Origin of the sequence: Serratia rubidaea, from assembly GCF_016026735.1 — a bacterium.
GTDB classification, from domain to species: Bacteria; Pseudomonadota; Gammaproteobacteria; order Enterobacterales; family Enterobacteriaceae; genus Serratia_B; species Serratia_B rubidaea.
The window spans coordinates 270,452-295,910 of the sequence record NZ_CP065640.1; the positions used below are offsets into that span (position 1 = coordinate 270,452).

24 protein-coding genes and 1 other RNA gene are annotated in these 25,459 nt (G+C 56.0%); 16 read left to right on the forward strand and 9 right to left on the reverse strand.

The genetic code is table 11. The features are described from left to right. Positions 1-13 precede the first annotated feature (13 nt). From nadK to bamE, 3 genes are all read left to right on the forward strand, one after another. Complete coding sequence (gene nadK / locus I6G83_RS01240; RefSeq protein WP_054305481.1) at positions 14-892, forward strand: NAD(+) kinase; 879 nt, start codon at positions 14-16, stop codon at positions 890-892. Positions 893-978: 86 nt separating this feature from the next. Then, positions 979-2,640 (forward strand): DNA repair protein RecN, encoded by a 1,662-nt coding sequence (gene recN, locus I6G83_RS01245; protein ID WP_054305480.1) that lies wholly within the window; start codon positions 979-981, stop codon positions 2,638-2,640. A gap of 236 nt (positions 2,641-2,876) precedes the next feature. Beyond that, entirely contained in the window at positions 2,877-3,218 is a 342-nt protein-coding gene (bamE, locus tag I6G83_RS01250) for an outer membrane protein assembly factor BamE (protein ID WP_015673470.1), read from the forward strand. Between the two features lie 105 nt (positions 3,219-3,323). On the opposite strand, the gene I6G83_RS01255 is transcribed toward bamE, so the two are convergent. Continuing rightward, a complete protein-coding gene (locus tag I6G83_RS01255; RefSeq protein WP_015673471.1) occupies positions 3,324-3,608 on the reverse strand; it encodes an RnfH family protein in 285 nt (94 codons plus the stop codon). Further along, on the reverse strand, positions 3,601-4,035 hold the full coding sequence (locus I6G83_RS01260) for a type II toxin-antitoxin system RatA family toxin (protein ID WP_015673472.1): 435 nt from the start codon (positions 4,033-4,035) through the stop codon (positions 3,601-3,603). Before I6G83_RS01260 ends, I6G83_RS01255 begins: the two co-directional genes overlap by 8 nt. Before the next feature lie 161 nt (positions 4,036-4,196). Between I6G83_RS01260 and smpB the strand changes: the two genes are divergently transcribed. Both smpB and ssrA read left to right on the forward strand, forming a co-directional pair. Continuing rightward, complete coding sequence (gene smpB, locus I6G83_RS01265; protein ID WP_015673473.1) at positions 4,197-4,679, forward strand: SsrA-binding protein SmpB; 483 nt, start codon at positions 4,197-4,199, stop codon at positions 4,677-4,679. Positions 4,680-4,729: 50 nt separating this feature from the next. Next, positions 4,730-5,093, forward strand: a transfer-messenger RNA (tmRNA) gene (gene ssrA, locus I6G83_RS01270). Positions 5,094-5,202: 109 nt separating this feature from the next. On the opposite strand, the gene I6G83_RS01275 is transcribed toward ssrA, so the two are convergent. Further along, positions 5,203-5,583 carry a hypothetical protein gene (locus I6G83_RS01275; RefSeq protein ID WP_054305479.1) on the reverse strand — a complete coding sequence of 127 codons (381 nt, stop codon included), beginning with the start codon at positions 5,581-5,583 and terminating at the stop codon, positions 5,203-5,205. Between the two features lie 183 nt (positions 5,584-5,766). After that, positions 5,767-6,324: a hypothetical protein gene (locus I6G83_RS01280; RefSeq protein WP_152972179.1), complete on the reverse strand. Its 558-nt coding sequence runs from the start codon at positions 6,322-6,324 to the stop codon at positions 5,767-5,769. A 1,378-nt stretch (positions 6,325-7,702) separates the two neighbouring features. Here I6G83_RS01280 and I6G83_RS01285 point away from each other — a divergent pair. Both I6G83_RS01285 and I6G83_RS01290 read left to right on the forward strand, forming a co-directional pair. Further along, the gene (locus I6G83_RS01285; RefSeq protein ID WP_054305476.1) at positions 7,703-10,333 is read left to right on the forward strand and encodes a beta strand repeat-containing protein; all 2,631 of its coding nucleotides are present in this window, start codon (positions 7,703-7,705) and stop codon (positions 10,331-10,333) included. Positions 10,334-11,202: 869 nt separating this feature from the next. Further along, entirely contained in the window at positions 11,203-13,836 is a 2,634-nt protein-coding gene (locus tag I6G83_RS01290) for a beta strand repeat-containing protein (protein WP_054305475.1), read from the forward strand. A gap of 77 nt (positions 13,837-13,913) precedes the next feature. Here I6G83_RS01290 and I6G83_RS01295 read toward each other — a convergent pair whose 3' ends face one another. After that, the gene (locus I6G83_RS01295) at positions 13,914-14,840 is read right to left on the reverse strand and encodes an alpha/beta hydrolase (RefSeq protein WP_054305474.1); all 927 of its coding nucleotides are present in this window, start codon (positions 14,838-14,840) and stop codon (positions 13,914-13,916) included. A 181-nt stretch (positions 14,841-15,021) separates the two neighbouring features. On the opposite strand from I6G83_RS01295, the gene I6G83_RS01300 reads away from it, so the two are divergent. The 3 genes from I6G83_RS01300 to I6G83_RS01310 all read left to right on the forward strand — a co-directional run bounded on the left by I6G83_RS01300 (position 15,022) and on the right by I6G83_RS01310 (position 16,814). Then, positions 15,022-15,756, forward strand: a complete 735-nt coding sequence (locus I6G83_RS01300) for a class I SAM-dependent methyltransferase (RefSeq protein ID WP_054305473.1) — start codon at positions 15,022-15,024, stop codon at positions 15,754-15,756. A 192-nt stretch (positions 15,757-15,948) separates the two neighbouring features. Further along, entirely contained in the window at positions 15,949-16,362 is a 414-nt protein-coding gene (locus I6G83_RS01305) for a DoxX family protein (protein WP_015673497.1), read from the forward strand. Between the two features lie 65 nt (positions 16,363-16,427). Next, entirely contained in the window at positions 16,428-16,814 is a 387-nt protein-coding gene (locus I6G83_RS01310; RefSeq protein ID WP_015673498.1) for a VOC family protein, read from the forward strand. Positions 16,815-16,824: 10 nt separating this feature from the next. Here I6G83_RS01310 and smrA read toward each other — a convergent pair whose 3' ends face one another. Continuing rightward, positions 16,825-17,397: a DNA endonuclease SmrA gene (gene smrA / locus I6G83_RS01315; protein ID WP_054305484.1), complete on the reverse strand. Its 573-nt coding sequence runs from the start codon at positions 17,395-17,397 to the stop codon at positions 16,825-16,827. Positions 17,398-17,610: 213 nt separating this feature from the next. Between smrA and I6G83_RS01320 the strand changes: the two genes are divergently transcribed. Together I6G83_RS01320 and I6G83_RS01325 are read left to right on the forward strand one after the other, a co-directional pair. Beyond that, on the forward strand, positions 17,611-17,982 hold the full coding sequence (locus I6G83_RS01320; RefSeq protein ID WP_054305472.1) for an MbeD/MobD family mobilization/exclusion protein: 372 nt from the start codon (positions 17,611-17,613) through the stop codon (positions 17,980-17,982). Positions 17,983-18,036: 54 nt separating this feature from the next. Beyond that, the gene (locus tag I6G83_RS01325; protein WP_015673501.1) at positions 18,037-18,483 is read left to right on the forward strand and encodes a DUF1198 family protein; all 447 of its coding nucleotides are present in this window, start codon (positions 18,037-18,039) and stop codon (positions 18,481-18,483) included. A 32-nt stretch (positions 18,484-18,515) separates the two neighbouring features. Here the strand turns inward: I6G83_RS01325 and I6G83_RS01330 are convergent, their stop codons facing one another. Then, complete coding sequence (locus I6G83_RS01330) at positions 18,516-18,842, reverse strand: DUF2002 family protein (RefSeq protein WP_054305471.1); 327 nt, start codon at positions 18,840-18,842, stop codon at positions 18,516-18,518. A gap of 420 nt (positions 18,843-19,262) precedes the next feature. Then, complete coding sequence (asr, locus tag I6G83_RS01335; protein ID WP_041412187.1) at positions 19,263-19,577, reverse strand: acid resistance repetitive basic protein Asr; 315 nt, start codon at positions 19,575-19,577, stop codon at positions 19,263-19,265. Positions 19,578-20,196: 619 nt separating this feature from the next. On the opposite strand from asr, the gene nrdH reads away from it, so the two are divergent. The 4 genes from nrdH to nrdF are packed head-to-tail and all read left to right on the forward strand — an operon-like array spanning position 20,197 to position 23,941. Further along, positions 20,197-20,433: a glutaredoxin-like protein NrdH gene (gene nrdH / locus I6G83_RS01340; RefSeq protein ID WP_015673504.1), complete on the forward strand. Its 237-nt coding sequence runs from the start codon at positions 20,197-20,199 to the stop codon at positions 20,431-20,433. A gap of 9 nt (positions 20,434-20,442) precedes the next feature. Then, positions 20,443-20,847, forward strand: a complete 405-nt coding sequence (nrdI, locus tag I6G83_RS01345; RefSeq protein ID WP_015673505.1) for a class Ib ribonucleoside-diphosphate reductase assembly flavoprotein NrdI — start codon at positions 20,443-20,445, stop codon at positions 20,845-20,847. Next, the gene (gene nrdE, locus I6G83_RS01350; protein ID WP_054305470.1) at positions 20,829-22,973 is read left to right on the forward strand and encodes a class 1b ribonucleoside-diphosphate reductase subunit alpha; all 2,145 of its coding nucleotides are present in this window, start codon (positions 20,829-20,831) and stop codon (positions 22,971-22,973) included. The genes nrdI and nrdE overlap by 19 nt, the downstream gene beginning before the upstream one ends. A 5-nt stretch (positions 22,974-22,978) precedes the next feature. Then, positions 22,979-23,941 (forward strand): class 1b ribonucleoside-diphosphate reductase subunit beta, encoded by a 963-nt coding sequence (gene nrdF / locus I6G83_RS01355; RefSeq protein WP_054305469.1) that lies wholly within the window; start codon positions 22,979-22,981, stop codon positions 23,939-23,941. Between the two features lie 60 nt (positions 23,942-24,001). Here the strand turns inward: nrdF and I6G83_RS01360 are convergent, their stop codons facing one another. Beyond that, a complete protein-coding gene (locus I6G83_RS01360; RefSeq protein WP_054305468.1) occupies positions 24,002-25,357 on the reverse strand; it encodes a 2-hydroxycarboxylate transporter family protein in 1,356 nt (451 codons plus the stop codon). Positions 25,358-25,459: the final 102 nt, after the last annotated feature.

Below are 25,459 nucleotides of genomic sequence, written 5' to 3' on the forward strand. Positions count from 1 at the left end.
GGAAAACGCAACAATGAATAAAAAATTTAACTGCATTGGCATTGTTGGCCACCCGCGTCACCCATCGGCGCTGGCAACGCACGAGATGCTGTTCCACTGGCTGGTCGCCCGCGGGTATAACGTGATGGTTGAACAGCAAATCGCCAAGGACCTGGGGCTGAAAGAAGCAGTAACCGGCAGCCTGGCGGAGATCGGCCAGCAGGCCGACCTGGCGGTGGTAGTCGGCGGCGACGGCAATATGCTCGGCGCGGCGCGGGTGCTGGCGCGTTACGAGATTAAGGTCATCGGCGTCAACCGCGGCAACCTCGGCTTCCTGACCGATCTGGACCCGGATAACGCCCTGCAGCAGCTGGCGGACGTGCTGGAAGGCGAATACATCAACGAACGGCGCTTCCTGCTGGAAGCCATCGTCCAGCGCGGGCAGCAGCCGGGCCGCATCAGCACCGCCATCAATGAAGTGGTGCTGCACCCCGGCAAAGTGGCGCATATGATCGAGTTTGAGGTGTATATTGACGACCGCTTCGCTTTTTCCCAACGATCCGACGGCCTGATTATCGCCACGCCAACCGGTTCCACCGCCTATTCGCTGTCCGCCGGCGGCCCGATACTGACGCCGTCGCTGGAAGCCATCGCGCTGGTGCCGATGTTCCCGCATACCCTCTCCGCCCGTCCGCTGGTGATCAACGGCGACAGCACCATTCGGCTGAAGTTTTCCCACGTCAGCAGCGATCTGGAGATCAGCTGCGACAGCCAGATCGCCCTGCCAATCCAGGAGGGAGAAGAAGTGCTCATTCGCCGCAGTGATTTCCACCTGAATCTTATTCACCCAAAGGATTACAGCTATTTCAATACGTTAAGCACCAAACTCGGCTGGTCCAAAAAATTGTTCTAAAATCTTGCTCAGCTACTTTACTGTATATAAAACCAGTTTATACTGTATGAAATTACAGTTATGTGTTTATACACAGGAAGGTTCCCATGCTGTCGCAATTAACCATCAGCAATTTTGCTATCGTTCGTGAGTTGGAGATCGACTTTCAACCGGGTATGACGGCGATTACCGGTGAAACCGGCGCCGGTAAGTCGATTGCGATTGATGCCCTGGGGCTGTGCCTGGGCAACCGGGCCGACGGCAACGCGGTGCGGCTGGGCGCCTCCCGCGCCGACCTGTGCGCGCGCTTCTCCCTGGCCGACACGCCTTCCGCCCGCGAGTGGCTGGAGCAAAACCATCTGGACGACGGCAACGAATGCCTGCTGCGCCGGACGATCGGCGCCGACGGCCGTTCGCGCGGCTTTATCAACGGCACCTCCGTCCCGCTGTCGCAGCTGCGGGAACTGGGCCAGCGTCTGATTCAAATCCACGGCCAGCATGCGCATCAGCTGCTGCTGAAGCCGGACCACCAAAAATCACTGCTGGATGCCTACGCCGGCGAAGCGGCGCTGATGGCGGAGATGCGTCAGGCCTACCAGCGCTGGCACCAGAGCTGCCGCGAGCTGGCGCACCATCAGCAGCAGTCCATCGAACGCGAAGCGCGCAAGCAGCTGCTGCAGTACCAGTTGAAAGAGCTGAACGAGTTCGCGCCGCAGAGCGGCGAGTTTGAGCAGATCGACACCGAGTATAAACGCCTGGCCAACAGCGGCCAGCTGCTGACGCTCAGCCAGCAGGCGCTGCAGCTGCTGGCCGACAGCGACGAGCACAACATGCTGAGCCAGCTGCACAGCGTCAAACACCTGCTGCTGGAGCTGATCGGCATGGATGACAAACTGAGCGGCCTGCTGGATATGCTGGAAGAGGCGTCGATTCAAATCAGCGAGGCCGGCGACGAACTGCGTCACTACGCCGAACGTATGGATCTTGACCCCAACCGCCTGTATGAACTGGAACAGCGCATTTCACGCCAGATCGCTCTGGCGCGCAAACACCATGTCACGCCGGAAGAGCTGCCGACCCTGCATCAGCAACTGCTGGAAGAGCAGGAACTGCTGGCCCAGTATGAAAGCGACCACCAACAGCTGAACGACGCGGTAACCCAGCACCATCAGCAGGCCATGGCGCTGGCGGAACGTCTGCATCAGCAGCGGCAGCACTATGCTGCGGAACTCACCCTGCTGATTACCGACAGCATGCACGCGCTGTCGATGCCGCACGGCCAGTTCAGTATCGACGTGCACTTCGAGCCGGAACATCTGGGCGCCGAAGGGGCAAGCCGCGTTGAATTTTGCGTGTCCACCAACCCCGGCCAGCCGCTGCAGGCGCTGGCGAAGGTCGCCTCCGGCGGCGAGCTGTCGCGCATCGCGCTGGCGATTCAGGTGATCACCGCGCGTAAAATGGAGACGCCGGCGCTGATTTTCGATGAGGTAGACGTCGGCATCAGCGGCCCGACTGCCGCCATCGTCGGTCGCCTGCTGCGCCAGCTCGGCGAGTCCACCCAGGTGATGTGCGTGACCCACCTGCCGCAGGTCGCCGGCTGCGGGCATCAGCACTTCTTCGTCAGCAAACAGACCGACGGCACCGCGACGGAAACGCAGATGTCGCCGCTGGGTAAACGCGCGCGCCTGCAGGAACTGGCGCGCCTGCTGGGCGGCAGCGAAGTCACGCGGAATACGCTGGCTAACGCAAAAGAGCTGCTGGCCGCGTAAAAAACTCAACTTTTTCATATTCCCGCGGTCTGAATGTAGCGCTGTAAACCTGAATGATTTCAACTTGCTGCATAGCGTCCGCCCGACGGGCCTGAGGGGCGGCGAAGTTCCGCCCCGCAGAGCAGGCATGCACGGCTGTCGCCGCAGCCGCTTGAAAGTTGAAGGGTATAAAGGTTTCCAACTGCTGCAAGGTCTATTATCATCGGCATCCTATGCCCTAAAGGAATATGATTACTATGCGCTGTAAAATGCTGACTGCTGCCGCTGTGGTTCTTGTGATGCTGACTGCAGGCTGCTCGACTTTCGAAAAAATCGTTTATCGCCCTGATATCAATCAGGGGAACTACCTGACGGCCGCCGACGTGGGCAAAATCCACAAAGGCATGACTCAGCAGCAGGTTGCTTACACTCTGGGTACGCCAATGCTGCAAGACCCGTTTGGCACGCAGACCTGGTTCTACGTGTTCCGCCAACAGCCTGGCCATGAGAAGATCACCCAGCAAACGCTGACCCTGACCTTCGACAGCGCCGGCGTGTTGACGGATATTCAGAACAAACCGGCGCTGACCGGCAAGTAATTGCAGGCCGCCCGCCGGCCCATGCAAGAGGCGGTTAATCTTGTATGACAGTCACAGGCTGCAACTCGGCAGGTGAGGTTCAAAAAATAAGGCGCTCTCAGCGCCTTATTTTTTTGCTTTCTCCGCGCGTTGCCGACGCAGTTCTTTCGGGTCGGCAATCAGCGGCCGGTAAATTTCCACCCGGTCGCCATCATTCAGCACATCACCCAGCTTAGCCGGACGGCTATAGATGCCGACCTTGTTGGTCGCCAAATCGATATCCTTGCGCAGCTCCAGCAGCCCGGAGGCCACGACCGCCTGTTCGACCGTACTGCCCGCCGCCAGCTTGACCTGGCGCAGATACTGGCGTTCCGGCAGCGCGTAAACCACCTCTACGCGGATCTCAGACACTGTAAACCTCTTTGGCGCGCTGGGTAAAAGCCTGCACCATATTGCTGGCCAGCTCTTTAAACACCTTGCCGAACGCCAGTTCGATCAGTTTATTGGTGAACTCAAAGTCCAGATGCAGTTCAACCTTGCACGCCTCCGGGCTGAGCGGCGTAAACTGCCAGCCGCCCATCAGCTTGCGGAACGGGCCATCGACCAGTTGCATGTTGATACGATGGTTATCCTGCAGCGTGTTACGCGTTGTAAAAGTTTTGCTGATACCAGCTTTGGCAACGTCCACGGCGGCGGTCATTTCACTGTCCGTCGCATTCAGCACCCGGCTGCCGGTGCAGCCCGGCAAGAACTCGGGATAGGCGTGAACATCGTTGACCAACTGGTACATCTGCGCAGCGCTAAACGGCACCAGCGCAGATCGACTAATCTGGGGCATATCATTTCCTGAGCAACATAAATCGCACAGATAATAACATTTATCTGGCGTCAGACAAAAAATCTGCTACGCGGGCCGCCGCCCGCCAACGCAAAAATTTGCGCATCCGTTGAACGCTAAAGGATTTCTTTCACCGCGGCATCCAGTATAATGAGCACCTTATGAAAAAGAAAAAAGCATACAAACCCGGCTCAGCCACCATTGCGCAGAACAAGCGCGCCCGCTACGAGTACTTCATTGAAGAAGAGCTTGAGGCCGGCCTGTCTCTGCAAGGGTGGGAAGTAAAATCACTGCGTGCTGGCAAAGCCAATATCAGTGACAGCTACGTGATGTTCCGTGACGGTGAAGCCTATTTGTTCGGCGCCACCATCACGCCGCTGAACGTGGCCTCATCACATGTGGTATGCGACCCAACGCGCTCCCGTAAACTACTGCTGAAAAAACGCGAGCTGGACTCGCTGCTTGGCCGCGTCAACCGTGACGGTTACACCGTCGTCGCCCTTTCCATGTACTGGAAAAATGCCTGGAGCAAGCTGAAAATCGGCGTTGCCAAAGGTAAAAAAGAGCACGACAAGCGCGATAACATCAAAGATCGCGAATGGCAGACGGCGAAAGCCCGTATCATGAAGAACGCAAATCGTTAAGCCGCTGGCATAGCAGCGTAAACTTCTGATATACTGCCTGACAGTTACTTGGGGCTGATTCTGGATTCGACGGGATTTGCGAAGCCCAAGGAGCATGCCGAGGGGCGGTTGGCCTCGTAAAAAGCCGCAAAAAAATAGTCGCAAACGACGAAAACTACGCTTTAGCAGCTTAATAACCTGCTCAGAGCCCTCTCTCCCTAGCCTCCGCTCTTAGGACGGGGATCAAGAGAGGTCAAACCCAAAAGAGATCGCGTGGACGTCCTGCCTGGGGCTGAAGCGTTAAATCCAATCAGGCTAGTTTGTCAGTAGCGTGTCCATCCGCAGCTGGCCGGCGAATGTAAAGATTGGACTAAGCATGTAGTGCCGACGGTGTAGTAATTTCGGACGGGGGTTCAAATCCCCCCAGCTCCACCAAATAGGTCACCGGTGATACCAGATAGACCCGGTGATAATGACGAAAAAGCCCGCAAGCTCAGCTCGCGGGCTTTTTTGTGTCCCTTTAATATCTTGGAAAATCGCAGGGTCAATTTTGAATCCTCTGTGCCGCAACCAAGGCACGGTGCAACTCACCCACTGACAGATCGCGAATAACAGGACGGGGTTTATTACGCAGCCAACCTATCAACCTACCGATACAAAGTGGGTCAAACCCTTCTGAATGAAAAAGATACTCGTTATCTCCCAAACCGAATGTGGTCTGATAACCGTCCTCGTCCGTATGCAAGAGCACACCAAACCTCAGTGCAACCACCTCTAAAAGCTCCGCACCATCATCGCCGGTAATGCCAAGATCTTCTTCAAGATATGTCTGCGCAGTGATTGGCGTACAGCGATCCCGGGTAAAATCACGCAAAAAATCGATAAGCAAAGAAAGGGATGGATAGCCGCTTTGAGCGTTCGTCATTGTAAAGTTCCGCATCAAATTTAATGATGTGAATAAGTTCGACCAAGGTATCCCCTTACTCACTTAATCACCGTGCAGCTGCCGTCGTCTTAGCAAAGCTTACAAAACCTTTTCATTCCCACAGACTCTACCGCAGCATGTCAAAAAAGCCGAGACATAAAAACTGCAAGCTAAGCACCAGCCTCAAGGCAGCACGGAGCCTATCAACTTATCCCTGCTCAATGACAATATATTTTTCTCCTCTTCCGTTAGTCTTCCTGAATCCATCAGCTTATTTTTCTCAGCTTCAAATTTAGGATTACCAGACAAGTAAAGGGCTATGATATAGTTGTCATCTTCTGTATGGCTCTCTTCAAATAGCGATACGACGCCCTGATAGCAGCCACCAGCACGTTCACCCGTTTTTTCCATCAGCATACACTCTGTCAGTTTTGAACCGGGCTTGGGATTATCTTTATTTATTATTTTTAATTGCTCTAACCCCATGGGGTAATTTCTCTCAGCAATTAATATGCTTGCATACATGTTCCTGACATTGTTATTCCCTGGGTGCTTAGCAGTCATTTTCTCCAACTGTTTTAGATACTTCCCCCTTTCCCCGTCACCAGAAAGCGTATACTTAGTTACCAGGTTAGCCGCGTCCTCTGTCGCTTTATCTTGATATTCTATTCCGTTAGCGGCTACAGCAGCTATTGGGATTAGAATCATCAGAAAAGCAACCAAAGAAGTTTTAATCCTCATTGAAACCTCACAGGTGAAATTTTGTTAATTTTATTTCTCGGCTCACGTTATGAGGTGTAAGTTGCTTAATGGCCATATGATCTCCCTATACTCGTCCATTTTGAGCAAATACTACCCAATGCCACCCAGCTTTTCTATCCGCCGTCAATTTCTGTTGACGCAAGTCACAATGATTTCCCCTTCCCAAAAATCCGGAACCTCGATATACGCCAAAGCCACCACGTCGTCTCAATCGGCCCAACCGAAGCCCCCTTTCCCTTCCCGCTTTCTTCACCGCTCGACATTGCCTTCAGCACCAACGCCATACACAGTTGCTTCAGCAGCATAAACAGGAAAAGCGGCTGAAGATATGCAGGCAAATGCTTTGTAATGGCATAAAGCCCGCACTTTCTCAAGTCTCGGGGTCCGACTGTTTAGCGCCGTAGCGGCGATGGTATACGCCGCAATAGCCGCCATACAGCGTAAAAATCACTATCAGCGGCACCGAGGGCGTATGTAGGCCCCCATTCCACAGCACCAGCCCATCACGAAAGCCCCTACCTTACAGTGTCCGCTTCCACGCCGGCACCTTCCCTACCCCCTCCTCTTGTAACCATCAACTCTGGCATCTTACCTCCCCTTTTCCCGTCTAACGCATATCCACGCAACTCTTTGTAAACCAACTACCTCCACATCGCTAGCCGACACCCGCCATCATTAAAATAAGACTAATCTGATATTGATTTTCTGTAATTGCTCATAAAGCAATGGATTATTTTCCCATTTAAAGAAGGTATGCTAATTTATTTTACGACGATATATAACCCATAAAATAAAGATAAAAACCACCGCGGGGTTAACTTATTTCATCAAAAACACCAATTTGTAAATGAAAGAAGTACAGGAAACGTAAACAAAATGAGACGAGAGTATTTTATGGTAAAAAACAGCAAATCATTAAAAATTAAATAATAACTAAAAGCAACAAACAACACCAACCACACAAAACCACAGAAAAAACATTAAAAATCAATACATTAAAATAAAAAACAAGCATGAATAAGCACGAAAACATAAAACTATTAGCCTGAATAACAAATCAAACCCACAATAAAAACCTGATAAAATCAGTTTTTTAAATAGTAAAAACCAGCCACTAACGCCTTAAAAACGGTGTTAACAAAATATTTCTTAATGTAAACATTGACAGTTTTTATTAGTTGAACTTTCTTTTATACAGGTGAAAACGGCGCAGTTACCACGGTGCCGCAATCACCCGTTGCTCCCCATTGCCATTATTCTCTGAGAGTCTCATGCCTCTCTGGGGAAGCTACGTGCCCGAAGTTAAAAGTGTCACAAGATATTTCGTATCCTTTTGAACTTATGAGGTAACATCCTTATGGCTTCTTTACCATCACAGCAACAAGCTGCTTCCATTTACTACTCAATCCTGGGGTCAAATACGCTGGCGCATGATGCCTTCAATAGCTATGCCATCCAGTTAGAAAGCGGCGCTAAAACCGCAGAAAGTCTGGCCGCCGAGTTCATCAACTCAGCCGCAGGACAAAAGCTGTACGCAGGCCAAACCAATGAGCAGATCGTCTCTCAGGTATATGAGCGGGTGCACGGTGAAGCGCCAACGGCGGAACAGCTCACCCAGCTGCTGCGTGGCGGCACGGTAGAGCAGGCGCTGACCAGCCTCATTGATGACCTGCTGAATTATCAGGGCTTTGATGATGCCACGCTGGCGAAACAGCAAGACTTTGAAAGCGGCGTAAACCATCTGCTGTACCGCGATGCCGATAACCTGGCCTCGCTGGAACTCCGGGAACAAGCCGTCTCTCTGGCCTTGAGCATTGCCGACCGTGGTATTTACTCCCTGTCTCTGGAAGCCTGGAGCAAAGCGCTGGATAACGGCACCAGCATTAACTACCTGACCAAAACGCTGCTGAATTACCCTGAATTCCAACGTACCGTCGGTCAGCTGGAAGGCAGCGAACTGATCACCCAGGTGTTCACCACGCTGCACGGCACCGCCCCCACGGCGGAACAGCTGGCCACCTACGGCGCCCTGGCAGACAAGCAAAGTATTATTGAAGCCATTATCAACGATCTGCGCACCTCTACCGCCACAGACGATGCCAGCCTGACCCAGCAACACGCGTTTGAAGCGCTGATCGGGGAAAATCTGCTGTATAAAACCGCAGCCAAACTGAGCGTCACCGATGGCGGCGGCAACGCGACCGGCACGGTGAATACGCAGACCAGCCACCAGCTGAGCAATGCCGAAACCGCCGTACTGAAAACCGTACAGCTGGAAGCCGACGCGGCCGGCACGGTAGACCTGACGTTTGCCGATAAACTCAGCGATCTGACCATCAACGGCAGCGCGGCAGCCACCGTGAACCTGTCTGACAACGGCGCTCGCGGCGACACCGCCATCGCCGTCCACAATGCCAATATCACGCTGAACGCCGGCTCTGGCAATGAGACCATTAATCTCTCTTCCAGCGCTAACGTAGCCAGCGGCACCGGCACCTTTAACCTGGGCAAAGGCAACGATGCGCTGACCTGGGCCGGCAACGCCACCACCGGCGCCAACAGCGTTTCCAGCAATTTCACCGCCAACGGCGGTGACGGCACGGATACGCTGTCCGCCAACTTCATCACCAAATCCGTTGCCACTACCAGCAACGTGCTGGGTATCCGCAGCAGCACCGTTACCAGCAACGCCAACAACTTCAGCAACTTTGAAAAGATCGATCTGGCGGGCTATATCGGTAAATCCACCGGCACGCTGAACGGTCAGGCGGTCACCACCGGCTCGAATACCTTTGACTTCGGTATTCTGAACGGCACCGCTACCGTAGAAGGCACCAACGGCGGCACCATCACTCAGGCGGCTCAGGGCACCAACCTCGGCTCACAAGGTTTCGCCCTGTCCGGCAAGGCGGATAACGTCAAAGTGATCAACGCCGCCGGCGGTACGGCCGCAGCCCTGAGCGTTACCGGCAACGCCGGCGCCGACAGCAACCTGGAAATCGCTTTCCGCCAAAACGCCACCAACAAGTTCGATATCAGCTTTGATGCCGTCGGCACGCAGAATATCGATGCCGGCTCCCTGAGCCTGATCAGCAGCAGCAGCACCCTTGGCGGCACCGCGCTCGGTACGGTGAATATCGCTTCGGGCGGTCAGGGCGACTTCAGCAATATTCTGAAGCTGATCGGCACCAACTCTCAGGTGCAGACGCTGAACGTTTCCGGCGATCATCAACTGGATCTGACGCTGGGCAGCGGTTACAGCAACGTGCGGACTATCGATGCCTCCAGCAACACCGCCGGTATTGATTTAGACTCTGCGCACGGCGGCACCGGCGACGGTATTCTGGTGCAGTTGCTGAACATTCTGCCGCTGAGCGCCATCACCACCGGTTTGCTGACCCCGCTGCTGAACACGCTGGGCCTGAACGGCTATCAGTTGAAAGTGACCGGCACCGCCGCCGACGACACCTTCAACATTGCCGCCAACACGACGGTTACCGGCGGCGCCGGCAGCAATACCTATGAGCTGAAAGGCAGCACCAGCCAGGCCGGGGTGACCATCACCGACTTCAACAGCGCCAAAGACAGCATCATCGACAGCGCCTCCGGCGTCACCCTCTCCGGCGCGGCCGGCAGTTCGGTGGCGGACTATGGCATCCGCTCTGCCGATATCATGGACGGCCTGCTGGGATCCCTGATTGGCGGCCTGACCAACGGCGTGGTCGGTCTGCTGGGCGGCATCCTGGGCCTGGGCAGCAGCAACTCACTGACCTCGAAGGTCGGCGTTGCTTCGGTGGCATTCGACGGTGGTAAAGACGCCAGCTATATCATTATCGATAACAACGACAACGGCACGCTCGACAGCTCTGACAGCGTGATCTATCTGACCAATCAGGACCACCAGTCGCTGCTCGATAGCCTGCATTACACGGAAGTAAGCGTTAACGGCATCGCTAATGCACCAGCGGCCGATCTGGCCATTGCCTAAGGCACGCCGCAAGAGAAGCCCGCTCGTCCAAGGCAAGTAGCACCAACCCGCAAAGATCCTTTGCGGGTTTTTTCTTTTTTAGCGCCGTTCAGATCCCACCTCGACATTGATGATAACAAGACGCATTTGCAGTCTTATTTTTCACCAAAATGCATGCGCACATCAAATATAATATTAGGATTAATCTCACATTGATTTTTTATAAGAATCAAAAAAACAAAAACAATTATTTAAATATCCATACAGATGAAGCAGGAATATATCGCGGTGATATATCATGCGCTAAAAACCTAGAGAAAAAATATCCTTCCCACGTCAAAACCGCCAATAACCACACTTGAGAGGGGGATGTTTAAGATATCAACCCCATCAGTTTCAACTCCTTCGCATAAATATTATTCGCACCATATCCATCGCGCTAGCCAACACCATGAAAATACAATAAAAACAACAATATAATGATGATTTAATAATAAAAAATAAGAGATTTACTCAGCAATGAAGTATTTCCGCAATAGAAACGTCACACAACCAACTCATCTTACCAGTTGTTTTTCTGCTCTGGCGTTTTTCTTAATTATTCCCGTTATTTTTTCACCAAAACAAAATTTCCCTCTTCTATTGTCAGCGAAGATTACAGGAGAAAATTTCTCTTATTCTGAAACCAACGTTGACAGCTTGCATTCGTTGAACTTTCTTTTACAGGGTGCCAATGATGCCCTCAGTGCGTCAATTGTCGCTTATTACTCGCCCTGCTGATTCTTTTGTGTTCTGGGGACATGCAATATCTCAGGGGGAGAGATACGTCGAAAAGTTGCAAATGTCACAACAATTCGTATCCATTTGAACTGATATGAGGTGATGCCCTTATGGCTTCCGTATTACCATCACAGCAACAAGCTGCGTCTATTTACTATTCGATTCTGGGGACTGCCACCACGACCAACGACGCGTTTAACTACTACGCCAACCAGTTGGAAAGCGGAGCAAAAACGGTCGCCGCGTTAGCCTCAGACTTCCTGAACTCAGCGAAAGGACAACAGCTGTACGCAGGCCAAAGTAGCGAACAGATCATCTCGCAGGTGTATGCCCGTGCTTATGGTGAAACGCCATCAGCCGCTCAGGTCACCCAACTGCTGGGAACCGGCTCTACCGCTCAGGCGCTGGCCACGCTGGTCGATAACCTGCTGACTTATGACGGTTTTGACAGCGCCACCCTGACCAAACAGGCAACCTTCGAAAACAGCATTGATAAACTGCTGTATCGCGATGCCTCCACCATGCCATCCCTGAATTACCAGGAAGACGCCGTTTCTCTGGCGCTGGGCATTGCCGACCGCGGCGTATTCTCACTGTCGCTGGAAGCCTGGAGTAAAGCGCTGGCCAAAGGTACCAGCGTCAATTACCTGACCAAAACGCTGCTGGACTACCCTGAGTTTCAGCGTACAGTTGGTCAGCTCGACGGTACCGAATTAGCCCAGCACGTGTACACCATCGTACACGGCGTGGCGGCAACCGCCGAACAGCTGGCAGCTTACACCTCGCTGCCGAATAAGCAGACCATCATTGAATCCATCATCAGCGACCTGCGCGACTCCACCTCAACCAACGATACCACCATCACTCAGCAGCACGCCTTCGAAGCGCGCATCGGCGAAAACCTGCTGTATAAAACCGCAGCCAGCCTGAACGTCAGCGAAGGCGGCGGCAACGCGACCGGCACGGTCAACACCGGCAGCAGCCACCAGTTGACCAATGCGGAAACCGCAATCCTGAAACAGGTACAGCTCAACGCGGATAAAGCCGGCAGCGTGAACCTGAAATTCGCCGATAACCTGAGCGCACTGACCATCAGCGGCAGCGCCGCAGCAACGGTCAACCTGTCCGATAACGGCGCCAACAGCGGCGTCAACATCGCGCTGAACAACGCCAATGTCATTCTGAACGGCGGCTCCGGCAACGATACCGTCAACGTATCCGCCAGCGCCAATATCGCCAATGGTTCCGGCACCTTTAACCTGGGCAAAGGCAATGACTCACTGATCTGGGCAGGTAACGCCACCAGCGGCGCCAACAGCGTATCCAGCAAAATCAGCGCCAACGGCGGTGACGGCACGGACACCATTTCCGCCAACTTCATCACCAAATCCGTTGCCACCACCAGCAACGTGCTGGGTATCCGCAGCAGCACCATCACCAGCAACGCCGACAAGTTCAGCAATTTCGAAAAAATCGATCTGGCGGGCTACGTCGGTAAATCAGGCGGCACGCTGAACGGTCAGGCGGTAGCTACCGGCGCTCACACCTTTGACTTTGGCCTGCTGAACGGCACCGCCACCGTGGAAGGCACCAGCGGCGGCAGCGTCACCCAGGGGGCAAAAGCCACCAACCTGGGTTCGCAAGGTTTTGAACTGTCCGGCAAAGCAGACAACGTCAAAGTGATCAACGCCGGCGGCGGCACTGCCGCTGCGCTGAGCGTTACCGGCAACGCCGGCGCTGACAGCAACCTGAGCATCGGTCTGCGTCAAAACGCCACCAACAAATTCGACATCAACTTCAACGCCACCAGCAGCAAAGACATCGACGCCGGCTCCCTGAGCCTGTCGAGCAGCAGCAGCGCGCTGGGCGGCACCTCGCTGACCAACGTCAATATCGCCTCCGGCGGTAAGGGCGACTTCAGCAACATCCTGGATCTGGTGGGCACCAACTCTCAGGTACAAACCCTGAAAGTGACCGGCGACCACAACCTGGATCTGACGCTGGGCAGCGGTTACAGCAACGTGCGCACCATTGACGCCTCCAGCAACACCGGCGGCATCAACCTGGATTCCGCGCACGGCGGTACCGGCGACGGCATCCTGGTGCAGCTGCTGAACATTCTGCCGCTGAGCTCCGTCACCACCGCACTGCTGACCCCGCTGCTGAACACGCTGGGCCTGAACGGTTACCAGATGAAAGTGACCGGCACCGGCGCTGACGACACCTTCAGCGTAGCCGCCAACACCACCGTAACCGGCGGCGCTGGCCACAACACCTATGAGCTGAAGAGCAGCACCACCAAAGCCGGTATCACCATTACCGACTTCAACAGCACTAAAGACAGCATCGTTGACACCACCTCCGGCGTACACCTCTCCGGCGCGGCCGGCAGCTCGGTGGCGGATTACGGTCTGCGCTCCGCTGACGTGATGGACGGCCTGCTGGGCTCGCTGGTTGGTGGCCTGACCAACGGCGTCGTCGGCCTGCTGGGCGGCATTCTGGGTCTGGGCAACAGCAACTCGCTGACCTCGAAAGTCGGTATCGCCTCGGTGGCATTCGACGGCGGCAAAGACGCCAGTTATGTCATCATCGATAACAACGACAACGGTACGCTCGATAATTCCGACAGCGTGATCTACCTGACTAACCAGAACCACCAGTCTCTGGTTAACAGCCTGCATTACACCGATGTCAGCGTTAACGGCGTAGCCAGCGCCGCACCGGCCGACCTGACCATCGCCTAACGTCCCACCCGGTCTTCTGACCGCTAATAAAAAAGCCCGCGGCTCAGCCTGCGGGCTTTTTATTGCTCTCTTATCGGTTATAGACCGGTTGCCACCGCTTCCAGTGCCGGAAGGATGGCGGTATTGAGCATCGCGCCATGACTTTGCCCCGGCCACTGACGATAATCAGCCTGCAGGCCCGGCAGCGCATTCAGGCGCTGCGCCAGCTGACGCGCGGCATCGGCCGGCTGCGATGAGCGCGCATCCGGGTGTGGCTGCGTCTGCGGAGCCTGCTGCCCCACCCACAGCTGCAGACGGGCGTGCAACGCCGGCGGCCGGCGCATAAATTCCTGCGCCTCCTGAAGAATCTCCCCCTTCCCCCACCACAGCGAAGGCTCTACGGCAATGTAGTGCTGGAACGACTGCGGGCGCTGGAACAGCGTATGCAGCACAAACAGCGCGCCGTATGAGTGCCCCCACAGCGTTTGCCGCTGCGGATCCACGGCGACGCGCGCCGCCACCTGCGGCTTGATGCGCTGCTCAAGCAAGGTCGCAAACGCATCGGCGCCGCCGCTGCGCCAGTGGCGCATCTGCTCCGGGTGGCCGCGCAGCCCGGCGGGCAGCGCTGGCGTATAATCATAGGCGCGCCCCGCCGCATCGATACGCAGATCGTTATCGTACGACAGCATCACCAGCAGCGGCGGATGCTCCGCCTGCGCCAGCCGCTTCAGCAGTCCTGCGTTCAGCTGCATTAAGACGGCGTTGCCATCCAGGAAATAGATCGCCGGATAGCCGGAGGCCGGCGCGGCCTGTTTGGGCTTGGCGATGCGAATGCGGTAATGGCGTTCACCATCCGCCGACGCCAGACGAAAGTCGCTGAAGGCATAGTCAGGCGTCCCGCTGTCCGCCACCGTAGCGCCAATCCGGCGATCCAAATCCGGCCTGGCGGCAGCGGGCGCCGTCGCACACAGGCCCAGCAGCAATACCAGAAAAACTCGATAAAAACGACGGTAAAACAACGGCATAAACCATCCTGTCTGTAAGGTGAAATCCAATGTTAGCGCAACGGCTGTTATATAAATTTCAGCCGGACATGGCAATCGTCCCGTGATTAACCACACTGGAAAAAAGTCTTATACCTACTTACTATGGCAGACGATTTATCCATCAAATAAATCAGTGTTAAACCTGAATATTGGAGTCTCCATGTCACAAAATATCTACGACAATCAGCGCTTCTTTGACGGTTACGCGCAGCTCAGCCGCTCGCAGCACGGCCTCGACGGCGCGCCGGAATGGGCCAGCATTCGCGAGATCCTGCCGGCGCTGCAGGGAAAAAACGTCATCGACCTGGGCTGCGGCTACGGCTGGTTCTGTCGCTATGCCCGCGAACAAGGGGCCGGTGAGGTGCTTGGTATCGATCTGTCACACAAGATGCTTGAGAAAGCGCAATCCATGACTGACGACGCCGCTATCCGCTATCAGCAGCAGGATCTGGAAACGGTTCAACTGCCGACGGCGCACGCCGATCTGGTTTACAGCTCGCTGACGCTGCACTACATCGTTGAGCTGCCGGCGCTGTTCAGCCGCGTTTTTCAGGCGCTGCGTCCCGGCGGCCGGTTTATTTTCACCGCGGAGCATCCCATCTACACCGCGCCGCGGCAGCAGGGTTGGCTGGTGGCCGAAGACGGGCAAAAATCCTGGCCGGTCAACGGTTATCAGCATGAAGGGCAGCGCATTTCCAATTGGCTGGCGGAGGGCGTGATCAAGCAGCATCGCATGCTGGGCAGCTACCTGAATATGCTGGTGCAGCAAGGTTTCACCATCAATTACCTGAATGAGTGGGGGCCGTCCGCGCAGCAAATCCGTGACAACCCGGCGCTGGATGAAGAACAAGAGCGTCCGATGATTTTCATTCTGGCCGCACAGAAAGCGCGTTAACCCTTTCTTTTCCCACCTTACCTTCTTTCAACACTGCCGTTTTCGGGGAGGCCGCCTCCCCCCGGAAGGCCCGTGCGCCATATCCCCCCTCTGCCAACCGTCAGCCCGCGCCATGCCTCGAATTCCACGATACATGGTCTACGCTTTAAGCAGCAACACAACATACGTTTATCAGAGGCTAAGGAGTTAGCAATGGGTGAAAGTTCAAAAGACGGCGTTATTCTGCTGGCCAGAATATTGTTGATGATCCTGTTTATCATTTTCGGCTGGATGAAACTGACCAACTTCGGCGCAACCGTCACCTCCATGGAAGGTTACGGCACCCCGATGCCCTATCTGGCGGCCATTATCGCCGTGGTAGTGGAGTTCCTGTTTGGCATCGCGCTGATCGTCGGGATCTTTACCCGCCCTATCGCGCTGCTGTTCGCCCTGTACGTGCTGGGCACCGCCTTTATCGGCCATCCGTTCTGGCAGATGACGGGGGCGGAAATGATGGGCAACGAAATTAACTTCTTTAAAAACGTCAGCATTATCGGCGGGTTGTTGCTGCTGGCGGTTACCGGCGCCGGACGCTACTCGCTGGACCATAAACTGTTCGGTAAATAATGTTCACCGCGGCCGATTAACGCGCCCTGCGTCATCGGCCGCCCTGCGCGACCATACGGATAATCATGAAAATAGAACGACTGGACCACCTGGTGTTAACGGTGGCGGATATTGAACGCAGCTGTCAGTTTTACCAGCAGGTACTAGGGTTTGACATCATCACCTTTCGCGGCGACCGCAAGGCCCTGCGCTTCGGCCAGCAAAAAATTAATCTGCACCGGCAGGGGCATGAGTTTGAACCAAAGGCCCACCGCCCCACGGCCGGCTCGGCCGACCTGTGTTTTATTACCTCCACCCCGCTCGCCGAGGTGATCGCAGAGCTGGACGACCTCGGCGTCATCATTGAGGAGGGACCGGTAGAGCGCACCGGCGCGATTGGCCCCCTGCTTTCGCTGTACCTGCGCGATCCGGATAACAACCTGCTGGAAATCGCCAATCTACAGTCAGCCTGAGCGCACGACGTTAGCGGCTGCGCTTGGCGTGACGCTCGAAATTGTCCGCTTTGGCCGCCGCGGATTTACGCAGCGTCACATAGCAGGCGCCCTCGCCGCCGTCACGCGGCAGCGCGCGGCAAAAGGCCTGCACCTGCTCCAGCTGCGCCAGCCACTTGGCGACGTAGCTGCGCACAATGTTGGCATGGCTCTCATCATCACGCCCGCGGCCATGCACGATCAGCAGCGAACGCAGGTTCTGTTTTTCCGCCAGCATGATAAACCGGTACAGTTCCTGTCGGCAGGCCTCCACCGGCCGCCTCAGCAGGTGCAGACTGGCCTGCGGCGCATAGCGTCCGCTGCGCAGCTTATCCAGCACGCCCTGCTGGATGCCTTCCCATTTGTATTCGAGCGGCGTATCGCCGGGAATAATCGTCAAAAAATCGCTGCTGAGCGGGTTTTCCTCTGACTGCGCCAGCGCGTCGCGCCGGGCGCGCTTATCGACCTGGGACTGCGGTTGCAGATACAGCGTTTGCTGCCGCCCGGATAACGGGATGACGTCCGCCATCGCCTGCTCAAAAAAGCCTTTATCTTCGTTGCTCATCTCGCTGCCACTCACTTGGGGGATTGATACCGGAAACGACCTGTGGCTCCTTGTGCTGCGGGGGATTTGGTTGATTGTAAGACCCTGTCGCCAGGTTGCAAGTTCCGGATGCACACCGGGAGTTTGTCTGCATTTGTTCGCAACGGGTGAGCTTACGCGCGCTTTTCGTTATACTGCAGACAGACTACTGAGTGCCGCAAAGGGAAGAAGACCATGACTATGCGCGAGCTGGAAATCCAGTTTCAAAATGCAATGAATGAGTTGCAGGCCAGCTTCGAAAGGCAGCACCGCGAATGGCAACAAAGCTATGACGCTCTGCAACAACAGCTGGAAGAATCCAAACAGCGTGAAATGGCGCTGCTGGAGGAAGCCAAACGGCGTGAGGCCGCGCTGCATGCGCAAAATGAGCAACTGGCGCGTAAACTGAGCACCGCCACTTCCGTTCCGCAGCAGCATGCGCTGGTAAAACAGATCAAAATGCTGGGCGCACATCTGGACGCGCTGGCGAAAGACGCCGCCACGTTCAACCACCATCTGCAAAATCAACAGCAGGCCGCAGGGAACTTCAGCGGCGAACAACACTAAGACGACGGGCGCCGCCCCGGCGCCTCAGGTCATCACTGAGTAGAAACTACCGCCATGACGTGGATTATCATCGCTGTCCTGATCGTCGTATTTATCGCCGGCTACCGGATCCTGACGTCCGACACCCGCAAGGCCGTTGACTCGCTGGCCCAGTGGCTGCGGGTCAAACCCATGCTGATTGAGTCGATGATGCAGGAGATGGGCGCTCGCAACAGCCAGGCGTTTATTCGTATGCTGAATAATGGCTATACCGAAGAGATGCACCGGGCCGCCTACCTGCTGTTTATCTACGTCGCCTTTATCAAGGAGGCGGACGACGTCCAGCTCGCCCAGTGGCGCGATATGCTGATCCGCGCCGGCCTGTCGCCGGAGCTGAACGCGGAATACACGGAATCCGCCCTGTTTTACTTTGCCGAGCTGGATCTGGATGCGTTTGAACTGGCGCAGTTCCGCCGCGCCTATAATGCGCGCTTTAATCTGGACGCGGTAGCCAACGGCTGATTGGCGGCGCAACGCAACCCGCAGCGCCGGAATTACAGAAACATGCTGTAGAGGTAGCGGGTCAGCGCTTCGCGCGAGCTGAAACCGTGGGGAATGCCGTAACGCTGGCCGCTGACGTCCTGCGGGAATTCAAGGTATTGCTCGCTGGCGCGCACCGGCGACGCCGGCGTCGCAAAATAGCGGCTGCGCTCTTTTAACGCCGGGTGTATCACCAGCGCGGTTCTGCCCATCCGGGCTTCCCGGTTCACATACACATAGTGCTCATCCTTACGGTAACCGTAAGCCTGGTCGCTCATCGAGTCGCACTTGAAGCCGGCACTCTCCAACACCTTAGCCACTTCATCCGGCCGTAAATACATCGCTTTCTCCTCTCATTCCTGACTGCCGTGCGACCTTACCGGAATCATTGGCTGAAACAATAATTTTTCGCCCTCTACGCGGGGGTTTCAGACTATTCTTGACGCACGGTTTACGGCGGCATGGCGCAGCTTTCTGCCATGCCAGACAGGCGTTTGGCGGTGCAGCGAGAGGGAAAGTTATGCGGGATCTGCCAGGGGCAAACGTGCGCCGACAGACGGCAGTGGCGCTTACAAAAAGTGGTTCAGAAACAGCCACCAGGCCACCAGCAGCCCGCACAGGGTAAGTACGCTGCAGATCAGCGCCAACAGATAGCGATTTATCATGACCGGCGGCCCTAAAAAAAACACCCGGGGGGGACCGGGTGTCGGGATCAGACTCAATCAGCCAGACGCCTGGCGTCTGGCATTACCATCAGTTAATCAAGCGGCTTTCTTGCCTTTGCCGGCTTTTTTGTGATGTTTTTTAGCGGCCTGCGCTTTTTGCGCCGGGGCTTTTTTAGCGTGTTTTTTCGCTTTTGCAGCCTGAGCTTTCTGCTCTGCGGCTTTTTTATGCGCTTTCTTGTGGTGAGTTTTCTTGTGGCTGGTTTTTGCCGGCGCTTTAGTCGCAGCAGCTGCCGGTGCGGCAGCGGTCGCAGGTGCAGCAGCGGTTGCCGGCGCAGCCGCGGTTTCAGCCGCGAAAGCAACAGAAGACAGACCCATCGTTGCCGCAACAGCCAGAGCTAATAATTTTTTCATCATTACATTCCTCAGTACGTTCTTCGGTAAGCCCCCGTGGGCCGTTGCAGCAGATACTAGAAGAAGCACCGTCGCCTTTCCGTGAGTGATTGGTTTCCTTGAGTAACCAAATGTACAAACCCGCGGACGCTGACTATCACACTTGCCGATGCGCAGTTGAAAAAATGGTCTACACTATCAAGATGTGCTGATGAATATGTGCATGACAAACCTTGGCAGAACGTGGGCATTACGCCCGACGCGCTGCCGGCCCGGCGTTAACACCCCTTGCAGTCATAAAGATAAAACAGATGTGCGTCTGGCCCGCGGGAAACCGCGGGCCACTTACTTTCATCCCTCCGTAACACCGCCGACTCAGCGCCAAGCCAGCCGGGTGCCCCCTGCGTTTACCGCCATAAAAAAATTTTCCGCCGCCGATCCAGCCCCGGCGCGGCCTCAGGCCAAAACCCGACAAAACACCATATATAGCGTGGTTGATAAAATTAAGATCAATATCTAGTATCTTAAACATCAACCACGGGGACAGCGTACGGGTTGATGACGCGTCAGGAAATGCCAAACCCGTTTGCGCTTTCTGACTTTACCGCCTTTCCTTCAGACCAAAAGGTAAATGCGAATCATGAGTATTATTATTTACAGTAAACCGGACTGCGTCCAGTGCAACGCAACCTATCGCGCATTCGATAAGCAGGGAATTGCCTATCAGGTGGTCGATCTCACTCAGGATCGGCAAGCGCTCAACCATGTCAAATCATTAGGCTACCAGCAGGTTCCGGTGATCGTTGCCGGCGACGATCACTGGTCGGGTTTTCGCCCCGACAAGATCGGCGCGCTGCTTCACGCCGCGGCATCATGAGCCAGGCTGATGAACCCACTGGTCTATTTCTCCAGCAGTTCGGAGAACACGCACAGGTTTGTTGAAAAACTTGGGCTGCCGGCGATCCGCATTCCCATCGCCGGCAGCCGCGAAAAGCTGCAGCTGGATCAACCCTACATTTTGGTCGTACCCAGCTATGGCGGCGGCAGCGCCACCGGCGCGGTACCGATCCAGGTGATCCGCTTTCTCAACGATCCGCACAATCGTGCTTATCTGCGCGGCGTCATCGCCGCCGGCAACACCAACTTCGGCGCAGCGTATGGCATCGCCGGCGAGATTATCGCCCAAAAATGTCAGGTGCCTTTTCTCTACCGCTTTGAACTGCTCGGCACCGCACAAGACGTTGCAAACGTACGACAGGGAGTAACCGCATTTTGGCAACGACAGAATTGATCCGACCCGGCGCTGAGACGCTGGACTACCACGCGCTCAACGCCATGCTCAATCTTTACGACGCCGAAGGGCGCATCCAGTTTGAGCGGGATAAACAGGCGGCGCGCCACTATTTCTTGCAGCACGTGAACCAGAACACGGTGTTTTTCCACAATCTGGCGGAAAAGCTGCGCTATCTGGTGGATGAAGGCTATTACGAGCCGCAGGTGCTGACACAGTATGAATTCCCGTTTATCAAGCAGCTGTTCAAGCAGGCCTATGCCAAGAAGTTCCGCTTTGCCACCTTCCTCGGCGCCTTTAAGTATTACACCGGCTATACGCTGAAGACCTTCGACGGTAAACGCTACCTGGAGCGCTATGAGGACCGGGTATGCATGGTGGCGCTGACGCTGGCGGCCGGCGATACCACGCTGGCGCAGCGTCTGGTGGAAGAGATGATCGCCGGACGTTTTCAGCCGGCGACGCCCACCTTCCTCAACAGCGGTAAAAAACAGCGCGGCGAGCTGGTTTCCTGTTTCCTGCTGCGCATCGAAGACAATATGGAGTCGATCGGCCGGGCGGTGAATTCCGCGCTGCAGCTGTCGAAGCGCGGCGGCGGCGTGGCCTTTTTGCTGAGCAACATCCGCGAAGCCGGCGCGCCGATCAAGCGGATTGAGAACCAGTCGTCCGGAGTGATCCCGATCATGAAGATGCTGGAGGACGCCTTCTCCTACGCCAATCAGCTGGGCGCCAGACAGGGCGCCGGCGCGGTGTATCTGCACGCCCACCATCCGGACATTCTGCGCTTCCTGGACACCAAGCGCGAAAATGCCGACGAAAAAATCCGTATCAAGACGCTGTCCCTCGGCGTAGTGATCCCGGATATCACCTTCGAGCTGGCGAAAAACAATGAAGAGATGTACCTGTTCTCGCCGTATGACGTCGAACGGGTGTACGGCATGCCGCTGTCGGAACTCAGCGTCAGCGAAAAATACCGGGAAATGGTGGGCGACAAGCGCATCCGCAAGTCGCGCATCAACGCGCGTGAGTTCTTCCAGCTGCTGGCGGAAATTCAGTTTGAGTCCGGTTATCCCTATATCATGTTTGAAGATACGGTAAACCGCGCCAACCCGATTGCCGGCCGCATCAATATGAGCAACCTGTGTTCGGAGATCCTGCAGGTCAACCGCGCCAGCCATTACCACGCCGACCTCAGCTATCAGCAGATCGGCAAGGATATCTCCTGCAATCTGGGCTCGCTGAACATCGCTAAAACCATGGACGCGCCGGACTTCGGCAACACGGTGGAAACCGCCATCCGCGCGTTGACCGCGGTGGCCGAGATGAGCGATATCAGCGCCGTGCCCTCCATTGCCGAAGGCAACCGCGCCTCACGCGCCATTGGCCTCGGCCAGATGAACCTGCACGGCTATCTGGCGCGCGAGCGCATCTTCTACGGCTCGCCGGAGGGGATCGACTTCACCAATATCTATTTTTACTGCGTCGCCTACCACGCCCTGCGCGCCTCCAATCGGCTGGCGATCGAGCGCCAATGCAGCTTCGGCGGCTTTGAACAGTCGGCCTATGCCAGCGGCGAGTACTTCAGCAAATATATCGACCGTCAGTGGCTGCCGCAGACCGAGCGGGTAAGCGCACTGTTTGCCGACGCCGGGGTCGCTATCCCGACGCAGGCGGACTGGCAGGCGCTGCGCCAGTCGGTGATGCTGCACGGTTTGTACAACCAAAACCTGCAGGCGGTGCCGCCGACCGGCTCGATTTCCTATATCAACAACTCCACCTCCAGCATCCACCCGATCGTCTCGCGCATCGAGATCCGCAAGGAAGGCAAGATCGGTCGCGTCTATTACCCGGCGCCCTATATGACCAATGACAATGTGGAGTATTACCAGGATGCCTACGACATCGGCCCGGAAAAAATCATCGATACCTACGCCGCCGCCAGCCAGCATGTCGACCAGGGGCTGTCGCTGACGCTGTTCTTCCGCGACAGCGCCACCACCCGCGACATCAACCGGGCGCAGATCTACGCCTGGCGCAAGGGCATCAAGACCATCTATTACATCCGTCTGCGTCAGATGGCGCTGGAAGGCACCGAAGTTCAGGGCTGCGTGTCCTGCGCACTGTGAGGAACATGATGAAACTGCAGAGAGTCCAGGCGATCAACTGGAATAAAATCGAAGACGATAAAGATCTGGAAGTGTGGAACCGGCTGACCGCCAATTTCTGGCTGCCGGAGAAGGTGCCGCTGTCGAACGACATTCCCTCCTGGGGCACGCTGACGGCGAAGGAGCAACAGCTGACCATCCGCGTCTTCACCGGTCTGACGCTGCTGGACACCATTCAGAACACCGTCGGCGCGCCGATGCTGATCGGCGATGCCATCACCCCGCACGAGGAGGCGGTCTATTCCAATATCAGCTTTATGGAAGCGGTGCACGCGCGCTCCTACAGCTCGATTTTTTCCACGCTGTGCCAGACCCGCGACGTCGATGAGGCTTACCGCTGGAGCGAAGAGAACCGCGCGCTGCAGAAAAAGGCCGATATCATCCTGGCGCACTACCGCAGCGACGATCCGCTGCTGAAAAAGGTCGCCAGCGTGTTTCTGGAATCCTTCCTGTTCTACTCCGGCTTTTATCTGCCGATGTACTGGTCCAGCCGCGCCAAGCTGACCAATACCGCCGATCTGATCCGTCTGATCATCCGCGATGAGGCTGTGCATGGTTACTACATCGGCTATAAATTCCAGAAAGGGCTGGAGCGGGTCGACGCCGCCCGCCGTCAGCAGGTGAAGCGCTTCGCCTTCGACCTGCTGCAGGATCTGTACGAAAACGAAGTGCACTACACCGAAGAGCTGTACGACGAGGTGGGCTGGACCGAAGAGGTAAAAACCTTCCTGCACTACAACGCCAACAAGGCGCTGATGAACCTCGGCTACGAGGCGCTGTTCCCGGCCGCCATGGCGGAGGTCAACCCGGCGATTCTGTCGGCGCTCTCGCCCAACGCCGATGAGAACCACGACTTCTTCTCCGGTTCGGGGTCGTCGTACGTGATTGGCAAGGCGGTGATCACCGAGGATGAAGACTGGGCGTTTTAAGCAGCTAAAAAAAAGCCCCGTGGGGACGGGGCAAGGCAAAGAACAAACTAAGGAATAGCCTCAGGCAAAGAAATGCGACAACACCAGCAGAGAAAGGGAGACGTTGATCGCGCCGCCGATGCGGGTGGCGATCTGGGCGAATGGCATCAGCGACATGCGGTTGCCCGCCGTCAGGATCGCCACGTCGCCGGTGCCGCCCTGCCCGCTCTGGCAGCAGGAAACGATGGCGACATCGATCGGGTGCATGCCGATTTTCTTACCGACCAGGAAGCCGGTGCCCACCAGCGCGCCGACGGTGCAGACGATCACGATCAGATTTTGCAGGGTAAAGGCGTCCACCAGCTCCTGCCACGGGGTAATCGCCACGCCGACGGCGAACAGAATCGGGTAGGTCACCGCAGTGCGGAAAAACTTGTACACCACCTGCGAGCCTTCCTGAATCCGCGGCGACACGCCGTGCGCCAGTTTGACCGCCACCGCGGCAAACAGCATGCCGACCGGCGCCGGCAGGCCAATCATACGGTGCAGCAACATCCCTACCATATACAGCAGAATAGCCAGCAGCGCGCCGCAGGCCAGGGTGCTGACGTCAACCTTGCCGCTGACTTTTTCCACCGCCGACATTTCGCCGTCGCCCGCCTTGCTCGGCATCAGGCTGCCTTCGCCGGTCAGGTGCGGATAGCGCTTGCCCAGCTGGTTCAGCAGGCCGGCCATAATGATCGCCGTCAGGCTGCCGAGCATAACGATCGGCAGAATGCGCCCCAGCGCCACGCCCTGCTCCATATGCAGGATCGTCGCGTAGCCCATCGACAGCGGGATCGCCCCTTCGCCGACGCCGCCGGCCATGATCGGCAGGATCAGGAAGAAGAAGATCTGGAACGGCTCCAGCCCCAGCGCCATACCGACGCCCATACCCACCAGCATGCCGACGATCTCGCCGCACAGCATCGGTACGAAAATGCGCAGGAAGCCCTGAATCAACACCTGGCGGTTCATGCTCATAATGCTGCCGACGATAATGCAGCAGATATAGAGATAAAGAATATTGGTCGACTTATAGAATTTGGTGGTCGACTCCACCACCACGTCCGGCAGCAGGCCGTAATGCACCAGCGCGGAAGGGATAAAGGTCGCGCAGATCGCCGCCGCCCCCATTTTCCCCACCAGCGGCAGGCGCTTGCCGAACTCGCCGCAGGCAAAACCAAAAAAGGCCAGCGTCGCCACCATCACCACGATATCGCTGGGCAGCTTACCCGCCAGACAGTCGAGCAAAATAAGCCCGCCGGCCAGCAAAAAGAACGGCAGCGGAATAATGCCTATTTTGTAATTGTCCAAAATCCGCCACCACTTTTCCCGCAGCGGAACGTCTGCGGTCTTATCGCCGGCAACGAGATAAGAATCATCAGTTGTGCTCATAATCTGGCCTCTTATTGGTTTGTTCAGCCATCATAGATAATGCAACAGATTATTCGCTGTGATTCTGTTCAAAGATAAAAAGGGTTTTTAATGGTGGTTATG

What these genes read in the sequence shown, in the direction of transcription:
- nadK (WP_054305481.1), top strand. Translation starts at nt 14, where the DNA reads ATGAATAAAAAATTTAACTGCATTGGCATTGTTGGCCACCCGCGTCAC.
- recN (WP_054305480.1), top strand. Translation starts at nt 979, where the DNA reads ATGCTGTCGCAATTAACCATCAGCAATTTTGCTATCGTTCGTGAGTTG.
- bamE (WP_015673470.1), top strand. Translation starts at nt 2,877, where the DNA reads ATGCGCTGTAAAATGCTGACTGCTGCCGCTGTGGTTCTTGTGATGCTG.
- I6G83_RS01260 (WP_015673472.1), bottom strand. Translation starts at nt 4,035, where the DNA reads ATGCCCCAGATTAGTCGATCTGCGCTGGTGCCGTTTAGCGCTGCGCAG.
- smpB (WP_015673473.1), top strand. Translation starts at nt 4,197, where the DNA reads ATGAAAAAGAAAAAAGCATACAAACCCGGCTCAGCCACCATTGCGCAG.
- I6G83_RS01275 (WP_054305479.1), bottom strand. Translation starts at nt 5,583, where the DNA reads ATGACGAACGCTCAAAGCGGCTATCCATCCCTTTCTTTGCTTATCGAT.
- I6G83_RS01280 (WP_152972179.1), bottom strand. Translation starts at nt 6,324, where the DNA reads ATGAGGATTAAAACTTCTTTGGTTGCTTTTCTGATGATTCTAATCCCA.
- I6G83_RS01285 (WP_054305476.1), top strand. Translation starts at nt 7,703, where the DNA reads ATGGCTTCTTTACCATCACAGCAACAAGCTGCTTCCATTTACTACTCA.
- I6G83_RS01290 (WP_054305475.1), top strand. Translation starts at nt 11,203, where the DNA reads ATGGCTTCCGTATTACCATCACAGCAACAAGCTGCGTCTATTTACTAT.
- I6G83_RS01295 (WP_054305474.1), bottom strand. Translation starts at nt 14,840, where the DNA reads ATGCCGTTGTTTTACCGTCGTTTTTATCGAGTTTTTCTGGTATTGCTG.
- I6G83_RS01300 (WP_054305473.1), top strand. Translation starts at nt 15,022, where the DNA reads ATGTCACAAAATATCTACGACAATCAGCGCTTCTTTGACGGTTACGCG.
- I6G83_RS01305 (WP_015673497.1), top strand. Translation starts at nt 15,949, where the DNA reads ATGGGTGAAAGTTCAAAAGACGGCGTTATTCTGCTGGCCAGAATATTG.
- I6G83_RS01310 (WP_015673498.1), top strand. Translation starts at nt 16,428, where the DNA reads ATGAAAATAGAACGACTGGACCACCTGGTGTTAACGGTGGCGGATATT.
- smrA (WP_054305484.1), bottom strand. Translation starts at nt 17,397, where the DNA reads ATGAGCAACGAAGATAAAGGCTTTTTTGAGCAGGCGATGGCGGACGTC.
- I6G83_RS01320 (WP_054305472.1), top strand. Translation starts at nt 17,611, where the DNA reads ATGACTATGCGCGAGCTGGAAATCCAGTTTCAAAATGCAATGAATGAG.
- I6G83_RS01325 (WP_015673501.1), top strand. Translation starts at nt 18,037, where the DNA reads ATGACGTGGATTATCATCGCTGTCCTGATCGTCGTATTTATCGCCGGC.
- I6G83_RS01330 (WP_054305471.1), bottom strand. Translation starts at nt 18,842, where the DNA reads ATGTATTTACGGCCGGATGAAGTGGCTAAGGTGTTGGAGAGTGCCGGC.
- asr (WP_041412187.1), bottom strand. Translation starts at nt 19,577, where the DNA reads ATGAAAAAATTATTAGCTCTGGCTGTTGCGGCAACGATGGGTCTGTCT.
- nrdH (WP_015673504.1), top strand. Translation starts at nt 20,197, where the DNA reads ATGAGTATTATTATTTACAGTAAACCGGACTGCGTCCAGTGCAACGCA.
- nrdI (WP_015673505.1), top strand. Translation starts at nt 20,443, where the DNA reads ATGAACCCACTGGTCTATTTCTCCAGCAGTTCGGAGAACACGCACAGG.
- nrdF (WP_054305469.1), top strand. Translation starts at nt 22,979, where the DNA reads ATGATGAAACTGCAGAGAGTCCAGGCGATCAACTGGAATAAAATCGAA.
- I6G83_RS01360 (WP_054305468.1), bottom strand. Translation starts at nt 25,357, where the DNA reads ATGAGCACAACTGATGATTCTTATCTCGTTGCCGGCGATAAGACCGCA.